Raw genomic sequence first — 18,512 nt, 5'->3', positions numbered from 1 at the left:
GGCACTAAACCCATGAGTTCTTGGCTTTACGTAGCCATCGGCGCCGGGCTTCTGGCGGTGCTGTATGGCGCGGTTCAGACCGCCAGGCTTTTGAAGGCCTCGCCCGGCGATGCGAAGATGCAGGAAATCGCCGCGGCCATTCAGGAAGGCGCTCAGGCCTATCTGAACCGTCAGTACACCACCATCGCCATCGTCGGCGTCGTGGTCATCGCCTTGTTGGCCTTCTTCTTCAAGAGCTGGGAGCAGCCGGTGGGCTTCGCGCTGGGCGCGATCCTGTCGGGCCTGGCGGGCTTCGCCGGCATGCTGATCTCGGTGCGGGCCAACGTGCGCACCGCCCAGGCCTCGTCCGAGAGCCTGGCCAAGGGCCTGTCGATGGCCTTCACCTCCGGCGCCGTGACCGGCATGCTGGTGGCGGGCTTCGCCCTGATCGGGGTGGCGGGCTATTTCGCCCTGCTGCTGTCGGTCGGCCATGAGGGCACCGACCGGGTCGTGATCGACTCCCTGGTGGCCCTGGGCTTTGGCGCGAGCTTGATCTCGATCTTCGCCCGTCTGGGCGGCGGCATCTTCACCAAGGGCGCTGACGTCGGCGGCGATCTCGTCGGCAAGGTCGAGGCCGGCATTCCGGAAGACGACCCCCGCAACGCCGCCACCATCGCCGACAACGTGGGCGACAATGTCGGCGACTGCGCCGGCATGGCCGCCGACCTGTTCGAGACCTATGCGGTGACCACCGTCGCCACCATGGTGCTGGCGGCGATCTTCTTCACCGGCACCGACGTCGTCGGCTCGATGATGCTGCTGCCGCTGGCCATCTGCGCGGTCTGCATCGTCACCTCGATCATCGGCGCCTTCTTCGTCCGCCTGGGCAAGAAGCAGAACATCATGGGGGCCCTCTACCAGGGCCTGATCGTCACCGGGCTCCTGTCGATCCCGGCGGTGTGGTGGGTGATCCACCAGCTGGTCCCGACCTCGATCGAGCTCGACGGCCGGCTGTTCACCGCCGACAACCTGTTCTACTGCGGCCTCGTGGGCCTGGCGGTCACGGCGCTGATCGTGGTGATCACCGAGTACTACACCGGCACGGGCTTCCGTCCGGTGAAGTCGGTGGCCCAGGCCAGCGTCTCCGGCCACGGCACCAACGTCATCCAGGGCCTGGCCATGTCGCTGGAGTCCACGGCCCTGCCGGCCCTGACCATCATCGTCGGCATCGTCGTGACCTATAACCTGGCGGGCCTGTTCGGCATCGCCATCGCCACCACCACCATGCTGTCCCTGGCCGGCTTCATCGTCGCCTTGGACGCCTTCGGCCCCGTCACCGACAACGCCGGCGGCATCGCCGAGATGGCCGGCCTTCCGCCGGAAGTCCGCGTCACCACCGACGCCCTCGACGCCGTCGGCAACACCACCAAGGCCGTCACCAAGGGCTACGCCATCGGTTCGGCGGGCCTCGGCGCTCTCGTGCTGTTCGCGGCCTATACCGAGGACCTGAAGTTCTTCTCCGAGAACGCCGCCCCGGGCAGCTTCTTCGACGGCATGGGGGCGGTCAGCTTCGACCTGTCCAACCCTTACGTCGTGGTCGGCCTGCTGTTCGGCGGCCTGCTGCCGTTCCTGTTCGGGGGTCTTTCGATGACCGCCGTCGGTCGCGCGGCCGAGTCGGTGGTGGCCGAGGTCCGTCGCCAGTTCCGCGAAAACCCGGGCATCATGACCTACGAGACCAAGCCCGAGTACGGCAAGGCGGTCGACATCCTGACCAAGGCCGCCATCCGCGAGATGATCGTGCCGTCCCTGCTGCCGGTCGTCTCGCCGGTGGTGCTGTTCTTCGTCATCAACGCCATCGCCGGCAAGGTCGACGCCTTCGCCTGCCTGGGCGCCATGCTGATGGGGGTGATCGTCACCGGCCTGTTCGTCGCCATCTCGATGACCAGCGGCGGCGGCGCCTGGGACAACGCCAAGAAGGTGATCGAGGAAGGCTTCACCGACAAGGACGGCGTCCTGCACAAGAAGGGCGGCGAAACCCACAAGGCCGCCGTCACCGGCGACACCGTCGGCGACCCCTACAAGGACACCTCGGGTCCCGCTGTGAACCCGATGATCAAGATCACCAACATCGTGGCCCTGCTGCTCCTGGCGGTGCTGGCCCACGGCTGATCTTGCGATCGCGCTGAACCGAGAACGCCCCGGGGCTCAGGCCTCGGGGTGTTTTCTTTTGCGCCTTCGAGCGGCGAGCCTCAGTAGCATTCTTCCGGATCGAATTCGTGGATCTCCGCCGTGCCGCCCAGCACCGTCGGCGTGGGCTGGACGCCGCGACGCTCGTCGCCGGTGAAGTCGTGGTCGATGCGCCGGCGGCGGCAGGGGCCGAAATAGTCGCCCACCCGCACGAAGTCGCGCGGGTTGTTGATGACCTCGTTGATGCGGTGCATCACCCCGCGCGCGTTGATCGGCTTGGCGAGGAACTCGGTCACCCCGGCCATCCGCGCCTCGTCCAGGCTGCGGCGGGTGGCGTGGCCGGTCATCATGATGATCGGCGCGTAGGGGTTGGGACTGGCCGGCGAGTTGCGCACCCAGTGCACGAACGCCAGCCCGTCCACCGGCTGCATCATCAGGTCGGTGAAGATGATGTCGATCTCGCGCTCGGCGAAAAACTTCAGGCCCTCGACGCCGTCGCCGGCCTCGAGGATCCGCCGCACGCCGGCGGCCTTCAGGATCGCCGACAGGATCCCGCGCATGTTGGCGTTGTCGTCGACGATCAGGATCGTCAACGCCCGCAGATCTGGCCCGCCCACGAACCTTCTCCCCCAGAGCGACGTCTGGTTGGGGCCAGGCGTCGGCTAAGCGTGAAGGTTGCTCCGCACGTGATTTAGCAAACGTTGATATGGCGACAAAAAGTCGCACGAAATCACGCGCTTATGGTGAAGTTTCCGACCGTGTACTGTCGGATAGCCGACTTAGCGGCGATCGCCAGGACGGGTGCCGGGCACGCCCTCGTCGTCCTGCGGCAGCATGCCGCCACGGCCGACGTTGCCGAGCAGCTGCTCGAGGATCGTCATCTCGCGGCCGCGGGTCGGGGTTTCGCGACCGTTGTAGGCGATGACCTTGCCGTCCTTCAGGGTGAAGGTGTCGACCGAGGCGACCTTTTCGTCGGCGGCGTTGAACTTGATCGCCACCACGTCGCGCTTGATCACCCGCGGCTTGTAGAAGGCCACGCGGTCGGTCGTCTGCGAGACGTAGTACCAGGCGTTGTTGTCGAAGGTGGAGGTGGCCGAGGGCGAGCCCAGCTTTTCCATCACGGTCGACTTGCTGTCTTCGCCGACCTTCATGTCGACAGGCTTGGCCTCGATGGCCTGGAAGCCCGAATAGCTCGTCAGCGGCGTGCAGCCCCCGACGACGGCGGCGAGGCCGATGGCGGCGGCGGCGAAAACGGCGGGACGAAACATAGAGGCTCCGGAACCGGAAGAATGCTGGACTTTGACCTATCGCTCGCGCGGGCTTAGTTCAATGGCCCGCGTAGCTCGACAGGCCATCTATGGCCGGCTCGCGGCGAAATAGAGGCGTGGAATGTTTCTGGATCGGCTTCTGAAGCCTCGCCCCGCAAGGATAGCGGGAGAAAAGCTCTATGCCTCGGCTGTGGCCCAGGCGCGTTCGGCTCGGTTCTACGCCGATCTCGGGGTCCGCGACTCGCTGGAGGGCCGGTTCGAGCTCTTCACCCTGCACGTGGTGCTGGTGATGGAGCGGCTGAAGGGGCAGGGCGAGGCGGCGAGCGAGACCTCGCAGGCGGTGTTCGATTCCTACGTCCGCGGCCTCGACGACGCCTTCCGCGAGATCGGCGTCTCCGACACCGCCGTCGGCAAGAAGATGAAGAAGCTGGCCGGCGCCTTCTACGGCCGGCTGAAGACCTATGACGAGGCGTTCGAGACCCTGCCGGACGCGGCCGGCCTCGACGCCGCCCTGGCCCGAACCGTGTTCGAGGAGCGCGGCGAGGGAGACATCGCCGCCGTGAGCGCCTATGTGCGGTCCGCGCGAGAAGCCCTGGCCGGGCAATCGCTGAACGACCTGCTGAATGGAGTGGTGCAATGGCCGAACGTCTGATCGATCCCTGGCCCAGCACCGTCACCCTGGCCCGCGTCGACCGCGGCGGGGTCGATCTGAAGCTGGCTCCCGACGAAACCGTGCGCAAGGCGATCGCCGCGCAGCTGAACCTGGTGTCGCTCGACCAGCTGGAGGCCGACGTCTATCTGCGCTCGTGGATGGACGGGGCCGAGGTGTCCGGCGTGCTGCGCGCCCGCGTGGTCCAGACCTGCGGCGTCACCGCCGAGGACTTCGAAACCCGCATCGACGCCCGCTTCAGCCTGCACGTGCTGCCGGCCGACAGCGAGCACGCGCCCCAGGACGAGGGCGGCGAACTGGGCATGGATCCCGAGAGCGACGATCCGCCCGACGTGCTGGAAGGCGAGACGATCGACGTCTCGGGCTATGTGATCGAGCATCTGGCGCTGGAGCTGGACCCGTTCCCGCGCAAGCCCGGGGCGGTGTTCGTGCAACCCGCCGAGCCCGTCGACCTTTCTCCCTTTGCAGCCCTGAAGGGGCTGAAAGCAAAGGACGAAGAGGGCTGAGTTGGCCCTTTTCCCTCCGGGCGTGATATCACGCCCGGAATCAAGCCGGCCGCGTCGCGACCGTCACAGGAGTCGATAGCGTCTCGTGCCCCAACCCGTTGTCATTTCGGTCGACGCCATGGGCGGGGATCACGGACCATCCGTGGTTGTACCCGCGCTTGAGATCGCCGCCAAGTCCCTGCCTGACGTCCGCTTCCTGGTGCATGGCGACGAGACGGCGCTGAACGCCGAGCTGGCGCGCGCGCCGGCCGCCCGCGCCGTCTGCACCGTCGTCCACACCGACAAGTCCATCGCCATGGACGAAAAGCCCGCCCAGGCCATGCGCCGGGGCAAGGGCTCCAGCCTGTGGAACGCCGTCGAGGCGCTCCGTTCGGGCCAGGCCGCCGCCTGCGTCTCGGCCGGCAACACCGGCGCCCTGATGGCCATCTCCAAGCTGATCCTGCGGATGAGCGCGGATCTGGAGCGTCCGGCCATCGTCGCCTCCTGGCCGACCATGAAGGGCGTCTCGGCGGTGCTCGACGTCGGCGCCAATGTCGAGAGCGACGCCGAGCAGCTGGTCGAGTTCGCGATCATGGGCGCGGCCTTCCACCACGCCGTCCACGGCTCGACCCGCCCGACGGTCGGCATCCTCAATGTCGGCTCCGAAGACCAGAAGGGCCACGAGGAGGTGCGCGAGGCGCATCGCATCCTGCAGGACAGCCCGCACTTCGACTTCGACTATCGCGGCTTCGTCGAGGGCACCGACATCGCCTACGGCACCGTCGACGTGGTGGTCACCGACGGCTTCACCGGCAACGTCGCCCTGAAGACCGCCGAGGGCCTGGCCCGGTTCTTCGGCAACGAGATCAAGGCCACGCTCACCGCCGGCCCGCTGGCCATGCTGGGCGCGCTGATCGCCTCGGGCTCGCTGAAGAAGATGAAGCGCCGTCTCGACCCAGGCCGGGTCAACGGCGGGCCGCTGCTGGGCCTCAACGGCATCGTGGTCAAGAGCCACGGCGGCGCCGACGCCAGCGGCTTCGCCTCGGCCGTGCGCGTCGCGGTGGATCTCGCCCGCAGCGACTTCACCGCCGAGATCGATCGTAACTTGAAGCGTCTGACCGCGGAAAAAGATCAAGCGGCCAAGGACGACGGCGCCGATGGCGTCGAAACCCAGGGAGCCGCCGAGTGAGCGTAGTCCGTAGCGTGGTGACCGGCGTCGGGGCCTACCTGCCGCCGGGCGTCGTCACCAACGAAGACCTGTCGAAGGTCGTCGACACCTCCGACGAATGGATCATCGAGCGCACCGGCATCCGCCAGCGCCACAAGGCCGCCGACGACCAGGCCGTCTCCGACCTCGCCGTCGAGGCCGCCAAGCAGGCGCTGGAGCGCGCGGGCAAGTCGGCCGCCGACGTCGATCTGATCATCGTGGCCACCACCACGCCCGACCTGACCTTCCCGGCCACCGCCGCCATCGTCCAGCGCAAGCTGGGCGCGGGCGTCGGCATCGCCTTCGACGTCCAGGCCGTGTGCTCGGGCTTCGTCTACGCCCTGTCGGTGGCCGACGGCTTCGTCGCCCGGGGGCACGCCAAGTGCGCCCTGGTGATCGGCGCCGAGACCATGACCCGCCTGATGGACTGGACCGACCGCGGCACCTGCGTGCTGTTCGGCGACGGCGCCGGCGCGGTCGTGCTGGAGCCGGGCGAAGGGCAGGGGACCACGGCCGACCGCGGCATGCTGGGCTTCGCCCTGCGCGCCGACGGCACCAAGCAGGACCTGCTCTATGTCGACGGCGGCCCGTCGACCACGGGCACGGTCGGCAAGCTGCGGATGCTGGGCAATCAGGTCTTCAAGCACGCGGTGATCAACATCTCCGAGGCCATCTTCGCCGCCGCCGAGAAGGCCGGCGTGACGGTGCCCGAGGTGGACTGGTTCATTCCGCACCAGGCCAACCAGCGAATCCTCCAGGGCGTGGCCAACCGCTGCGGCATCGACGAGGAAAAGGTCATCTCGACCGTGGCGCTGCACGCCAACACCTCGGCCGCATCGATTCCCCTGGCCTTCGCGCACGGGGTGGCGGACGGCCGGATCAAGCCGGGCGACCTGCTTCTGCTCGAGGCGATGGGCGGCGGTCTGACGTGGGGCGCCTGCGTCCTGCGCCTCTGATGGTCAGGAACCAAGCTTGACCTTGGGTTGGCGTCCGGGCTTCCTCCGCATATGAGGTGTCCGGCTTGACCCTTTGACTTCATGCGGTATTCGCGGCATGCAGTCTTGAGTTGACGAGGTCATGTCGCGCGAGATCGGGGCATTCGTGCGCCCCGCCTGTCGGGTGACTGGTCATTGGCGCGGGCAAGGACTTCTCGTCCGCGTGTTGCGTAAGGGGGCGTTATGAAGGGTTCGACATTGACCCGGGCTGACCTCTGCGAGGCGGTCCACGAGGAAGTAGGCCTGACGCGTCAGGACTGCGCCGGTCTCGTCGAGCGTACTCTCGACCTGGTGGCCGAGGCCCTGGAGAAGGGCGAGACGGTCAAGCTTTCCGGATTCGGCGTCTTCCAGGTTCGCGAGAAGCGGGCCCGGATGGGGCGCAATCCCAAGACGGGCGAGCCGGCCGAGATCGAGCCGCGCCGGGTCATCGGTTTCCGCTCCTCCCAGGTCATGAAGGCGCGCATCGACAGCGCCCTGGGCGACTAAGGGATTCGATGCGGTGGCGAAGGGGCCCAACGCCTTCCGCACGATTTCCGAGGCCGCCGAAGAGCTAGGCGTCCCCCAGCACGTATTGCGTTTCTGGGAGACCAAGTTCTCGTTCATCCGCCCGATGAAACGGGCCGGCGGGCGCCGCTTCTATCGCCCGCAGGACATCGCCGTGCTCAACGGCGTGCGCGCGCTGCTGCACGCCGAGGGCTACACGATCAAGGGCGTCCAGAAGCTGCACCGCGAGCAGGGCGTCACCCACGTGATCGCCGCCGGCCTCGGCCAGAACGGCGCGGCCTTCCTCGAATCTCCCATCACTGACGGCTTCGGCGATTCGTCCGTTTCGCAGGCGCCCAGCCCCGAACGCCGGGCGCGTCTGGTCGAGGCCCTGGACGACCTGACCAGCATCAAGGCCCGTCTGGACGGGCTTTTGACGCGTTCCTGAGGCCTCGCGAAAAGCCCTCGATTTCCGATTGCCGAGTCGGGGAGCGGCGCCTATAAGGGCGCTCCTTCCGCGTCGGAGCGTGGCGCAGCCTGGTAGCGCACTTGACTGGGGGTCAAGGGGTCGCAGGTTCGAATCCTGTCGCTCCGACCATTCTCTCCCCGGAGAGAAGACCGCGGAAGAAACGCAAAGGCCGCCCTTCGGGGCGGCCTTTTTCGTTTCCGGATTAGCGCTCGCCCCCAGACTATCGCTCACCAACGTTCAGCGGTTTGTCCGCCTTGCCCATCCAGGTGATCAGCGGAATGACCGGCAGGATCCAGCCCATGCCCAGCGCCACGAAATAGAGCAGGTGCACGGCCCGATTCAGGGGCAGGTGGTCGTAGAGGCTGGTGAAGGCCCAGATCCAGCCCAGCAGGATCGCGATCACGCCGATCGAGCCGATCAGCTTGCGCAGGCGCGCCGGAATGAGGGGAGCGCTCACGCGGATCTCCGGAAGAGGCCGAGGACGGCCAGGAACAGGGTCGCGCCCACGACGGAGACGACCAGGCTGCCCAGGAAGCCCGGGACCACCATGTGCAGGCGCTGGGCGATGAAGGCGCCGATGAACGAGCCGATCACCCCGATCAGCATCTGCATGAACAGGCTGTGGCGGCGGGCCAGGGCCACGTCCGCGATCCAGCCGGCCAGGATTCCGATCACCAAGGCGACGAACACGCCCACGCCGCTCATCTCACATCCCCCAGGAACGCGCTGCGCCCCCGCAGCGGGCGCACAATGGCACGGGCAGTGGGGCGCGTCAGGCCCTCGTCTTCGCATCCTTAAGCGCGAGCAGAGCATGGACAGCGGCGCCTTGCGGGGAGTAGGGGCGCGGGAGTAGGGGTCTTGCCGCCCCATTTAGGCCCAGAACAGGCGTTTTTTCGGCTTCATGACTTCCTTCCTGCGTTCCGACCGTTCCCGGCCCGTCGCCATCTGGCTGTTCGTCGTGGCCGCCCTGGTCTTCGCCATGGTCGTGGTCGGCGGCGCGACTCGCCTGACCGACTCCGGGCTTTCGATCACCCAGTGGAAGCCGATCATGGGCGCGCTGCCGCCGATGTCGGACGAGGCCTGGCGCGCCAATTTCGAGCTCTACAAGCAGATCCCCCAGTATCACCTGGTGAACCCCGACATGACCGTCGAGGCCTACAAGGGCATCTTCTGGTGGGAGTGGGCGCACCGGCTGCTGGGCCGGATCGTCGGCGCGGCCTTCGCCCTGCCGTTCGCCTTCTTCCTGGTGCGCCGCATGCTGCCGCGCCGCCTGATCCTGCGCTGCGGGGCCATGCTGGCCCTGGGCGGCCTGCAGGGGCTGGTCGGCTGGTGGATGGTCTCCAGCGGTCTTTCCGAGCGCGTCTCGGTCGCGCCCGAGCGGCTGATGGTCCACCTCTGCCTGGCGCTGGCTCTCTTCGTGCTGCTGATCTGGACCGCGCTCGACGCCTGGAACGGCGCTCCGCGCGTCGAGGAGCGCAGCGAGTGGCGCGGCTGGGGCCTGGCCTTCCTGGGCGCGGTGTTCTTCCAGAGCCTGCTGGGCGCCCTTGTGGCCGGCAACGATGCAGGGCTCGTCTACAACGACTGGCCGCTGATGAACGGCTCGCTGCTGCCGACTGAATACGCCGGCAAGGGTCTGTGGGGCACGCTCGCCCACAGCCAGGGCGCGGTGCAGCTGCATCACCGCCTGATGGCCTACGCCGTGTGCGCCGCCGCTATCGCGCTCGCCGTCGGCGCGGCCCGCGCCCGCCGCCTGCCGCACGAGGCCCGGATCGTCGCCTATGTCGTGCTCGGCGTCGTGCTGGTCCAGGCGGGCCTTGGCGTCTGGACCCTGATGGCCGCCGTGCCGCTCAGCCTCGGCGTGCTGCACCAGGCCGGCGCGGCCCTGCTGCTGGGCGCGGCCACGACCTTCGCCTGGCGCGTGCGGCGGCCCTGAGCTGCTCCTTCGTCCCGTAAAATCCCCGCGAAAGCGGGGACCCAGGCTTTTTCTGAAACCCACGGCGCTCGACGATAAAACGCCTGGGCCCCCGCTTTCGCGGGGGTTTTACGGATGGAGGGGAGCCGGGATTTCGCCGATCCGGGCTTTCTGAGTCGGCGCTCGAAGAACTGTCATGAAACTCCAGCACAGGACCCGCATGTCCCTGCTGGAGATCCCCTCGTGATCCGCGTTCCCTCGCTCCTGGCCGGCGTCTGCGCCCTGGCCCTCGCGCCCTTCGCGCCCGTCGCCGCTTTGGCCGCCGACACCACGCCCGCCCAGGCCGCCGACAGCTACTACAAGGCCGGCGAGGCCGCCCTGGCCAAGGCCCTGACCGTCAACCCCAAGACCGGCAAGGCCAAGAACGTCATCCTGTTCCTGGGCGACGGCATGGGCATCTCCACCGCCGTGGCCAGCCGCATCTACGAGGGCCAGCAGCGCGGCGTCGATGGCGAGTCCAACTCGCTCGCCTTCGAGAAGCTGCCGTGGGTGGCGCTCTCCAAGACCTACAGCCACGATACCCAGGTCACCGACAGCGCCGCCGGCATCACCGCCATCACCACCGGCGTGAAGACCCGCAACAAGGTCATCGGCCTGACCGGCGCGGCCAAGCCCGAGGCCTGCGCCGACGAGGCCGCCAACCGCGTCGAGACCATCGCCGAGATCGCCAAGGCCCACGGCCTGTCGGCCGGCGCGGTCACCACCACCCGCATCACCCACGCCACCCCCGCCGGAACCTATGCCCACACCGCCTATCGCGACTGGGAAGGCGATGGCGACATGCCGGCCGAGGCCCTGAGCGGCGGCTGCAAGGACATCGCCCGCCAGCTGGTCGAGGCGCCTGCCAATCTGCGCCTCGACGTCGCCCTGGGCGGCGGCCGCTCGCGCTTCCTGCCGGAAGACAAGGGCGGCAAGCGCGCCGACGGCCGCGACCTGACCGCCGAATGGACCAAGGCCAAGGGCGGCGCCTATGTGACGACCGCCGACCAGCTGGCGGCGATCGATGCGACCAAGACCGGTCCGGTGCTGGGCCTCTTCGCCGGCGAGCACCTGCCCTACGAGGTCGAGCGTCCGGTGCTGGGCGAGGGCGTGCCGACCCTGGCCCAGATGGCGACCAAGGCCGTCGACATCCTGGCCCAGAATCCCAAGGGCTACTTCCTGCTCGTCGAGGGCGGCAAGATCGACATGGGCAGCCACCTCAACAACGCCAAGCGCACCCTGACCGAGACCGTCGAGTTCTCGAAGGCCATCGAGGCCGTGCTGGCCAAGGTGGATCTGAACGAGACCCTGGTCATCGTCACCGCCGACCACAGCCACGGCCTGGTGATCTCGGGTTACGCCGCCCGCAGCGCCCCGATCCTGGGCCTGGCCGGCAACGAGGGCGAGCCGGTCGTGGCCGGCGACGGCAAGGCCTACACCGTGCTCAGCTTCGCTACCGGTCCCGGCGGTGCGGAAGGCGCCGAGCTGCGCGCCGATCCGGCCAAGGAAGACCTCGACGAGGTCGACTACCACCAGCAGGCCCTGGCCAACCTGCCCAGCGCCGCTCACTCCGGCGAGGACGTCGGGATCTACGCCGACGGCCCGGGCGCCTATCTGGTCCGCGGCGTGGTCGAGGAGAGCTACATCTTCCAGGTCATGCGCCACGCCTTCGGCTTCGACGCGGCCAAGTAAGGGAATACGGCGCGATGCGGTATTTAGATACCGCATCGCGCAATCCCTTGCTCCACAAGGCTTTCCGAACTTTCCTGCGCGCGCATTGTTGACAGGCGGCCAAGGCTTCGGTATCAGCCGCCCCTCACGCGGACGGAGCCGTTTCCTTGGCCCCCGACGCACAGGAATTACGGATCAATCCCATGCAAAAGACCACGGCTTCCCTGAAGCCCGCCGAGGTCGAGAAGAAGTGGATCGTGGTCGACGCCAAGGACGCCGTTGTCGGCCGTCTGGCGACGTTCATCGCCATGCGTCTTCGCGGCAAGCACCGTCCCGACTACACCCCGCATGTCGACTGCGGCGACTTCGTCGTCGTGATCAACGCCGATAAGGTGAAGTTCACCGGCAAGAAGCTGGACGACAAGGTTTACTACCGCCACACCGGTCACCCGGGCGGCATCAAGGAAACCACCCCGCGCAAGGTCCTGGAAGGTCGCTTCCCGGAACGCGTCCTGAACAAGGCCGTCGAGCGCATGCTGCCGAAGGAAAGCCCGCTGGCGCGCAAGCAACTGACGCACCTGCTGGTCTACGCCGACGCCGAGCACCCGCACCAAGCGCAGAACCCGGAAGTCATCGACTTCGCGGCGCGCAACGTCAAAAACACCCGGAGCGCCTAAGTCATGTCCGAAGCTCAAGGTTTTGACGCGCTGGCCAGCCTGTCCAGCAACCCCGTCGCGGCCGCTCCGGCCGAGCCCAAGATCGACGCCCAAGGCCGCGCCTACGCGACCGGCAAGCGCAAGAACGCCATCGCGCGCGTGTGGATCAAGCCGGGCACCGGCAAGATCACCGTCAACGGCCGTGACCAGGAAGTTTACTTCGCTCGTCCGGTGCTGCGCATGATGATCGCCCAGCCGCTGCAAGTGACCGAGCGCCTCGGCCAGTTCGACGTCGACGTCACCGTCGAAGGTTCGGGCCTGTCGGGTCAAGCTGGCGCCATCCGCCACGGCCTGTCCAAGGCCCTGACCTACTACGAACCGGCCCTGCGCCCGGTCCTGAAGCCGCACGGCTTCCTGACCCGCGACAGCCGCGTCGTCGAGCGTAAGAAGTACGGCAAGGCCAAGGCCCGCCGCAGCTTCCAGTTCTCGAAGCGCTAAGCGCGTCTATACGCGTTTGGAAGAGGGCGCTTCGGTCATCCGAAGCGCCCTTTTTCTTGCGATTTTCTCGGGTCCGCATGGCCCGAACGCGAGCGTCGGTCACACGGCGCTGCAAGACTGGGCCTGAGCACAGGCCGGCCCAGGTCGAGGAGTAGGCAATGGCGAACGCCCCCAAGGTCTTCATCGACGGCGAAGTCGGCACCACCGGCCTGCAGATTCGCGAGCGCCTGATCGGCCGCACCGATCTGCAGCTGATCTCGATCGATCCCGACAAGCGCAAGGACGCCGCCGCCCGCGCCGAGCTGCTCAACGCCGCCGACGCGGTGATCCTGTGCCTGCCCGACGACGCGGCCAAGGAAGCCGTCAGCCTGATCGAGAACCCGCTGGTCAAGGTGATCGACGCCTCCAGCGCCCACCGCACCAACGCCGACTGGACCTACGGCTTCCCCGAGCTCGACAGGGAACAGCGCAAGAAGATCGCCGGCGCCAAGCGGATCTCCAACCCCGGCTGCTACGCCACCGGCGCCATCGCCCTGACCCGTCCGCTGGTCTCGGCCGGCCTGCTGTCGTCCGACCTGCCGGTCTCGTTCAACGGCGTCTCCGGCTACACCGGCGGCGGCAAGGCGATGATCGCCGAGTTCGAGGACGAGACCTCGCCGACCTACACAAAGGTCGCCTACCGCATCTACGGCCTGTCGCTGACCCACAAGCACGTGCCCGAGATCCAGAAGCACGGCGGCCTGCTGACCCGTCCGATCTTCACCCCGGCCGTCGGCCGCTACGCGCAAGGCATGCTGGTCGAGCTGCCGCTGCATCTTGGCCTGCTGGAAGGCTCGTGCTCGCTGGGCGACATCCACGCCGCGCTCGCCGCCCACTACAAGGGCGAGGCCTTCGTCGAGGTCGCCTCGCTGGACGAGGCCAAGAGCCTGGCCACCCTCGACCCCGAGGGCCTGAACGGCACCAACCGCATCAAGCTCTTCGTCTTCGGCTCCGACACCAGCGGCCAGGCCCGCCTGGTGGCCCTGCTCGACAACCTGGGCAAGGGCGCCTCGGGCGCGGCCGTGCAGAACCTCAACCTGGCCCTGGGCCTGGACGAGAAGGCGGGGCTCTAGGAATTTCCCTCTCCCTATGGGAGAGGGGGCATGTCCACGTCGTTGATCCCGTCGGCCAGCTTGCGCATCAGCCGCACCAGATGGTCGACGTCCTCGGTGCTCCAGTCCTTGAACAACACCAGGGCCATGCGCGCCCGGGCCGCGTCGACGGCGTCGGTGGCCACCTTGCCCTGAGGGGTGATCACCGCCTCGCGCACCCGGCGGTCGACCGCGCCGGCCTGCCGTTTCACCAGCCCCAGCTCTTCCAGCCGCGCCACCTGCCGGCTGACCGTGGAGTGGTCGCGCCCGACCCGGCCGGCCAGCTCGACCACGCCGATCGGCCCTAGCCGCTCGATCGAGACCAGCAGCGGAAACAGCGCCCGCTCGAGGGAAAGGCCGGCCGCCTCCAGCATGGCCGCGTCCCGCTCGGGCTCGTTCATCGCCCCGACCAGATCCATCATCGACCGGTGCAGCGAGGGCAGGGACTTCAAGATATGTGCATTTTGCACATTGTTTGTTGACATGCGGCGACCTCGAACGATTATGTGCATCATGCACATAATGAGGCCGACATGGAAGACCACAGCCCCATCGACGTCCTGATCTGCGGCGCGGGCGCCGCCGGCCTGACCCTCGCCATCGACCTGGCCCGCCGCGGCCTGTCGTTCCGCCTGGTCGACAGGCTGCCGGCCCCCTTCGCCGGTTCGCGCGGCAAGGGGATTCAGCCGCGCACCCTGGAAGTGTTCGAGGATCTGGGCGTCGTGACCGCTCTGCTGGCGGTCGGCGGACCCTATCCGCCCCAGCGCATCCACCGCGCCGACGGCGGCTGCGACGAGGTGCAGGAGATGGTCGTGGCCGCGCCCACGGCTCAGGAGCCCTATCGCACCCCGCTGATGGTTCCGCAGTTCGCCACCGAGGCGGTGCTGCGCGAGCGGCTGAACCAGCTGGGCGGGACGGTCGAATACGGCCGTGAGTTGACGGGGTTCGACCAGCACGTGGGCCACGTCGTCGTCCGCCTGGAAGGGCCGTCCGGACCCGAGACGATCGCCTGCCGCTACCTGGTCGGCGGCGACGGCGGCCGCTCCTTCGTGCGCAAGGCGCTGGGGATCGACTTTCCGGGCAAGACCCTGGGCGTGCGGGCCATCGTCGCCGACGTGGTGCTGGAGGGCCTGAGCCGCGACGCCTGGCATCGCTTCAACGAGGGCGACATGGCCCGGCAGTACGCCCTGTGCCCGCTGGCCGGGACCGGTCTCTTCCAGCTACAGGCCCCGATCCCTCTTGAAGGCGAGGTCGATCTTGGCGCGGCCGGATTGCAGGCCTTCATCGACGCACGGACGCCGGGGACCGATCTGGCGGTCCACGACGTCGTCTGGGCCTCGGCCTACGCCATGAACGCCCGGCTGGCCGACCGCTACCGCGTCGGGCGGGTGTTCCTGATCGGCGACGCCGCTCATATCCATCCGCCCACCGGCGGCCAGGGCCTGAACACCAGCGTGCAGGACGCCTACAATCTGGGCTGGAAGCTGGCGGCGGTGCTGGCCGGCGCGCCCGAGAGCCTGCTCGACACCTATGAGGAAGAGCGTCGCCCGATCGCGGCCGGCATGCTGGGCCTGGCGACCGACCTGCTGGAAAAGGCCCGGCGGGGCGACATGCGGCGCGGCCGCGAGGTGCATCAGCTGGACCTCGGCTATGAGGCCTCGTCCCTGTCCCTCGAGACGCCCGGACGCGAGGAGGGCCTGCTGCTGGCCGGCGACCGCGCGCCGGACGCCGTCCTGCGCGATGCGGCGGGCGGCCCGGTGCGGCTATTCGACCTGACGGCCGGCCCGCACTGGACCCTGGTCGTGCGGGGCGTCGGTCCGGCTGAGGCGCGCGAGGGGCTGCGGATCGTGTCGGTCGGGGAGGGCGCCTTCGCCGATCCTGATGACGCCATGAGCCGCGTCTACGGTCTGGCCGATGGTGATCAAGTGCTGATCCGGCCGGATGGCTACGTGGCGGCGGTGGGAGTGGAGCGGCTAGAGGCGTATCTGAACCTCATGATCCCTCTCTCTTAGAGAGAGGGAGGGGCCCGCGCCGCAAGGCGTGGGAGGGTGAGAGGTTTCACCGCTGGCCGGAAGACCTCTTGCCCCCTCGGCCGGCGGCCCCGCCCGCGCTTCGTTCGGAAAGTTTGTTACCTCTCACCCTCCCACCGCTTCGCGGCGGGCCCCGCCCTCTCTCAAAGAGAGAGGGATCTGGTGGGGGCGCCCCCTAAACCCGCCAGCGATAGTGCCCCGCCGGCTTGTGCAGCTTCAGCATCCACAGCGGTTCATCCCGCGCGCCGGCGCCGATGTTGTGCACCACGCGGGGACGGTCCGGTCCCTCGACCACCACGCCGATGTGCGGGCGGCCGTTGCCGAACAGGCGCCAGGTGACGATGTCGCCGGGCTCGGGCTGCTCGAAGCCGTCGCCCGATCGCGCCGCCTGGCTGGCGCGCACCCGGGCGCCCTGGCGGTCGAGATAGGTCTCCAGGTTCAGCACCCGCCGGTGGTCGATATTGGCGTCGGCGCTCTTCTGGCCCCAGGCGCGGCGGGCGGGATAGGCGGAGAAGGCGCGCACCATGTCGGCGTGGACGCGTTCCTGCAGATCGACATTCCAGGCGTCGCGAGCGGCCCGCACCAGCACGTCGGCGCAGACCCCGGTGGTGCGCAGCACGTCGCCGTGCGGATAGCCGATCGCCCGGTAGCTGGGATCATAGTCGGTGGTCACGCCCACCTGGGCCCGCGCCGCCTTGGCCAGTCGCAGGCCGTCGCCACGGCTCGCCGCGCCCAGCCAGGGGGCGGCGGCCAGCAGGCCCAGCGCTGAACGGCGATCGAACTCGAGCATGGCGGCAAGCTCCGCCGTGATCGGGGCGAGTTTTGGGCGAACGTGGGTCTTCAAGGTGTTCCTTCTCCCCTTGCGGGAGAAGGTGTCGGCGACAGCCGACGGATGAGGGGTCTCTCAGAACTGAAAGACCCCGCCCGGCCTGACCGCCCGTCGCGGCTGACAGGTCTTTCGACCCCTCACCCGACCTGCTTCGCAGGCCACCCTCTCCCGCAAGGGGAGAGGGGGATTAAGCCGCCGCGTTCGAGCGCACCCGCACGAAGCTGCCCGGGGCCTCCTCGAACGCCTTCAGCGGGCCCTTGGCCGGATCGCGGGCCGGGATCAGCTTGCCGGACTTGGCCTTCAGCCAGCCCGCCCAGTGCGGCCACCACGAGCCGGGATGCTCCACCGCGCCCGACAGCCAGCCCTCGACCGAGCCGGGCAGGTGATCGTTGGTCCAGTGCTGGTACTTCTTGGCGTCCGGGTGGTTGATCACGCCGGCGATGTGGCCCGAGCCGGCCATGGTGAAGGTCACCGGCCCGCCGAAGGCCCGCGCTCCGCGATAGACGCTGCGATAGGGGGCGATGTGGTCGTCCCTGGACGACTGCACGTAGATCGGCGTCTTGACCTTCGACAGGTCCAGCTGCTCCCCGCCCAGGCTCAGGCGGCCGTGGGTCAGGTTGTTGTCCTTGTAGAAATTGCGCAGGTAGAACAGGTGCAGCGATTTGGGCATCCGCGTCTGGTCGGCGTTCCAGAACAGCAGGTCGAACGGGCGCGGCTCCTTGCCCATCAGGTAGTTGTTGATGAAGAACGACCAGATCAGGTCGTTGCCGCGCAGGGCGTTGAAGGTGTCGGCCATCGACTGGCTGGGCAGGAAGCCGCCTTCCTGGTCCATCCGCTGCTCGATCTCCTTCAGCCAGGCCTCGTCGGTGAACAGCAAGAGATCGCCGGCCTCGGCGAAGTCCTGCTGGGCGGCGAAGAAGGTGGCCGAGTTGATCCGCTTGTCGCCGCGCGCGGCCATGTGGGCCATGCCGCAGGACAACAGCGTGCCGCCGATGCAGTAGCCGACGGTGTTGACCCGATCGACGCCGCACTGGGTCATCACCTGCTGGCTGGCGTCGTAGATGCCTTCGAGCATGTAGTCCTCGAAGGTCTTGGCGGCGAGCTGGCTGTCGGGATTGACCCACGAGGCCACGAACACCGTGAAGCCCTGGCCGGTCAGCCAGCGGATCATCGAGTTCTCGGGGCGCAGGTCCAGAATGTAGAACTTGTTGATCCAGGGCGGGAAGATCAGCAGCGGGATCTCGTACTGCTGCTCCGTGGTCGGATCGAACTGCAGCAGCTGCAGGATGTCGTTCTGGTAGACCACCTTGCCAGGCGCGGTGGCGACGTTCTCGCCGACCTTGAACTTGGCTAGGTCCGTCTGGCTGATGGCCAGCTGGCCGCCGCCGCGCTCCAGGTCGGCGGCGAAGTTCTCCATGCCGCGCTTGAGGCTCTCGCCGCCCGTCTGCATCACCTCGCGCAGGGCCGCGGGGTTGGAGATCAGGAAGTTCGACGGCGAGAAGGCGTCGGTCAGCATCTTGGTGAAGAACTCGACCCGGCGCTTGGACTGCGGATCGACCGTCTCGGCCTGGGCCACCAGGCCGTTCAGCCAGTTCGACGTCAGCAGGTAGGACTGCTTCATCATGTCGAACACCGGGTTGGTCACCCAGTCGGGGTCGGAAAAGCGCTTGTCGCCGTGGGCCGGGGCGACGACGGGCTTGGTCTCCTCGCCGACGGCGCGGCGGGCGGCCGACTGCCACAGTTCCATGTAGCCGTTGAAGAGGTCGGCCTGGGCGCGCAGCAGCCGGTCGGGCTGGGCCGCCAGGCTGCCGATCACCTCGTTGAGGGCCGGGCCGACGTGGAACGGGTCGGGCGACAGGGCCGCGGGCCGGTCGGCCTGGCGCAGGGCGGCCTCGGCGATCGCGCCCTGGGCGGTGACCGCCGCGCGGGCCAGGTTCGCCGACAGGGTCTCCATCATCCTGCGCTGCTCTTCGGTCAGCAGCGAGGCGATGTCGGGACCGGCGG

20 protein-coding genes and 1 tRNA gene are annotated in these 18,512 nt (G+C 68.2%); 14 read left to right on the top strand and 7 right to left on the bottom strand.

The genetic code is table 11. From position 1 onward, the window contains the following. The first annotated feature begins 12 nt into the window (after nt 1–12). Nucleotides 13–2,148 carry a sodium-translocating pyrophosphatase gene (locus AC1RRS_RS07695; protein WP_487291114.1) on the top strand — a complete coding sequence of 712 codons (2,136 nt, stop codon included), beginning with the start codon at nt 13–15 and terminating at the stop codon, nt 2,146–2,148. Between the two features lie 80 nt (nt 2,149–2,228). Here AC1RRS_RS07695 and AC1RRS_RS07690 read toward each other — a convergent pair whose 3' ends face one another. After that, nucleotides 2,229–2,783: a response regulator gene (locus tag AC1RRS_RS07690; protein WP_492854620.1), complete on the bottom strand. Its 555-nt coding sequence runs from the start codon at nt 2,781–2,783 to the stop codon at nt 2,229–2,231. A 162-nt stretch (nt 2,784–2,945) separates the two neighbouring features. Continuing rightward, entirely contained in the window at nt 2,946–3,434 is a 489-nt protein-coding gene (locus tag AC1RRS_RS07685) for an outer membrane protein assembly factor BamE (protein WP_110118244.1), read from the bottom strand. Nucleotides 3,435–3,555: 121 nt separating this feature from the next. Here AC1RRS_RS07685 and AC1RRS_RS07680 point away from each other — a divergent pair, with 121 nt between their 5' ends. From AC1RRS_RS07680 to AC1RRS_RS07650, 7 genes are all read left to right on the top strand, one after another. Beyond that, entirely contained in the window at nt 3,556–4,086 is a 531-nt protein-coding gene (locus AC1RRS_RS07680; protein WP_487291112.1) for a ubiquinol-cytochrome C chaperone family protein, read from the top strand. Beyond that, complete coding sequence (locus tag AC1RRS_RS07675; protein WP_110118246.1) at nt 4,071–4,610, top strand: YceD family protein; 540 nt, start codon at nt 4,071–4,073, stop codon at nt 4,608–4,610. The genes AC1RRS_RS07680 and AC1RRS_RS07675 overlap by 16 nt, the downstream gene beginning before the upstream one ends. An 85-nt stretch (nt 4,611–4,695) precedes the next feature. Then, the gene (gene plsX, locus AC1RRS_RS07670) at nt 4,696–5,778 is read left to right on the top strand and encodes a phosphate acyltransferase PlsX (RefSeq protein WP_487291110.1); all 1,083 of its coding nucleotides are present in this window, start codon (nt 4,696–4,698) and stop codon (nt 5,776–5,778) included. Continuing rightward, nucleotides 5,775–6,752 carry a beta-ketoacyl-ACP synthase III gene (locus tag AC1RRS_RS07665; protein ID WP_492854619.1) on the top strand — a complete coding sequence of 326 codons (978 nt, stop codon included), beginning with the start codon at nt 5,775–5,777 and terminating at the stop codon, nt 6,750–6,752. The genes plsX and AC1RRS_RS07665 overlap by 4 nt, the downstream gene beginning before the upstream one ends. Nucleotides 6,753–6,974: 222 nt before the next feature. Beyond that, nucleotides 6,975–7,277 (top strand): integration host factor subunit alpha, encoded by a 303-nt coding sequence (locus AC1RRS_RS07660; protein ID WP_110118249.1) that lies wholly within the window; start codon nt 6,975–6,977, stop codon nt 7,275–7,277. Nucleotides 7,278–7,290: 13 nt separating this feature from the next. Continuing rightward, a complete protein-coding gene (locus AC1RRS_RS07655) occupies nt 7,291–7,722 on the top strand; it encodes a MerR family transcriptional regulator (RefSeq protein ID WP_487291108.1) in 432 nt (143 codons plus the stop codon). Nucleotides 7,723–7,795: 73 nt separating this feature from the next. Then, nucleotides 7,796–7,872: transfer RNA gene (locus AC1RRS_RS07650), tRNA-Pro, on the top strand. A 91-nt stretch (nt 7,873–7,963) separates the two neighbouring features. Here the strand turns inward: AC1RRS_RS07650 and AC1RRS_RS07645 are convergent. Then, nucleotides 7,964–8,206, bottom strand: a complete 243-nt coding sequence (locus AC1RRS_RS07645) for a DUF2842 domain-containing protein (protein WP_487291183.1) — start codon at nt 8,204–8,206, stop codon at nt 7,964–7,966. Next, on the bottom strand, nt 8,197–8,448 hold the full coding sequence (locus AC1RRS_RS07640; RefSeq protein WP_487291107.1) for a GlsB/YeaQ/YmgE family stress response membrane protein: 252 nt from the start codon (nt 8,446–8,448) through the stop codon (nt 8,197–8,199). Before AC1RRS_RS07640 ends, AC1RRS_RS07645 begins: the two co-directional genes overlap by 10 nt. 196 nt (nt 8,449–8,644) lie before the next feature. Here AC1RRS_RS07640 and AC1RRS_RS07635 point away from each other — a divergent pair, with 196 nt between their 5' ends. The 5 genes from AC1RRS_RS07635 to argC all read left to right on the top strand — a co-directional run bounded on the left by AC1RRS_RS07635 (nt 8,645) and on the right by argC (nt 13,631). Continuing rightward, complete coding sequence (locus tag AC1RRS_RS07635; protein WP_492854618.1) at nt 8,645–9,676, top strand: COX15/CtaA family protein; 1,032 nt, start codon at nt 8,645–8,647, stop codon at nt 9,674–9,676. A 222-nt stretch (nt 9,677–9,898) separates the two neighbouring features. Next, a complete protein-coding gene (locus AC1RRS_RS07630) occupies nt 9,899–11,386 on the top strand; it encodes an alkaline phosphatase (protein ID WP_492854617.1) in 1,488 nt (495 codons plus the stop codon). Nucleotides 11,387–11,568: 182 nt separating this feature from the next. Beyond that, nucleotides 11,569–12,042: a 50S ribosomal protein L13 gene (rplM, locus tag AC1RRS_RS07625; protein WP_110118255.1), complete on the top strand. Its 474-nt coding sequence runs from the start codon at nt 11,569–11,571 to the stop codon at nt 12,040–12,042. Nucleotides 12,043–12,045: 3 nt separating this feature from the next. Further along, nucleotides 12,046–12,519: a 30S ribosomal protein S9 gene (gene rpsI, locus AC1RRS_RS07620; protein WP_487291104.1), complete on the top strand. Its 474-nt coding sequence runs from the start codon at nt 12,046–12,048 to the stop codon at nt 12,517–12,519. A 158-nt stretch (nt 12,520–12,677) separates the two neighbouring features. Beyond that, complete coding sequence (gene argC / locus AC1RRS_RS07615; protein ID WP_492854616.1) at nt 12,678–13,631, top strand: N-acetyl-gamma-glutamyl-phosphate reductase; 954 nt, start codon at nt 12,678–12,680, stop codon at nt 13,629–13,631. A 14-nt stretch (nt 13,632–13,645) separates the two neighbouring features. On the opposite strand, the gene AC1RRS_RS07610 is transcribed toward argC, so the two are convergent. Next, on the bottom strand, nt 13,646–14,101 hold the full coding sequence (locus AC1RRS_RS07610; protein WP_492854615.1) for a MarR family winged helix-turn-helix transcriptional regulator: 456 nt from the start codon (nt 14,099–14,101) through the stop codon (nt 13,646–13,648). A gap of 81 nt (nt 14,102–14,182) precedes the next feature. Here AC1RRS_RS07610 and AC1RRS_RS07605 point away from each other — a divergent pair, with 81 nt between their 5' ends. After that, a complete protein-coding gene (locus tag AC1RRS_RS07605) occupies nt 14,183–15,661 on the top strand; it encodes an FAD-dependent oxidoreductase (RefSeq protein WP_492854614.1) in 1,479 nt (492 codons plus the stop codon). Between the two features lie 193 nt (nt 15,662–15,854). Here the strand turns inward: AC1RRS_RS07605 and AC1RRS_RS07600 are convergent, their stop codons facing one another. Together AC1RRS_RS07600 and phaC are read right to left on the bottom strand one after the other, a co-directional pair. Further along, a complete protein-coding gene (locus tag AC1RRS_RS07600; protein WP_492854613.1) occupies nt 15,855–16,469 on the bottom strand; it encodes a DUF1287 domain-containing protein in 615 nt (204 codons plus the stop codon). Between the two features lie 226 nt (nt 16,470–16,695). Further along, on the bottom strand, nt 16,696–18,465 hold the full coding sequence (gene phaC / locus AC1RRS_RS07595; RefSeq protein ID WP_492854933.1) for a class I poly(R)-hydroxyalkanoic acid synthase: 1,770 nt from the start codon (nt 18,463–18,465) through the stop codon (nt 16,696–16,698). Nucleotides 18,466–18,512: the final 47 nt, after the last annotated feature.

This window comes from Caulobacter sp. GW821-FHT12A07 (assembly GCF_058807655.1).
This window is presented reverse-complemented; position numbering and strand designations above follow the sequence as displayed.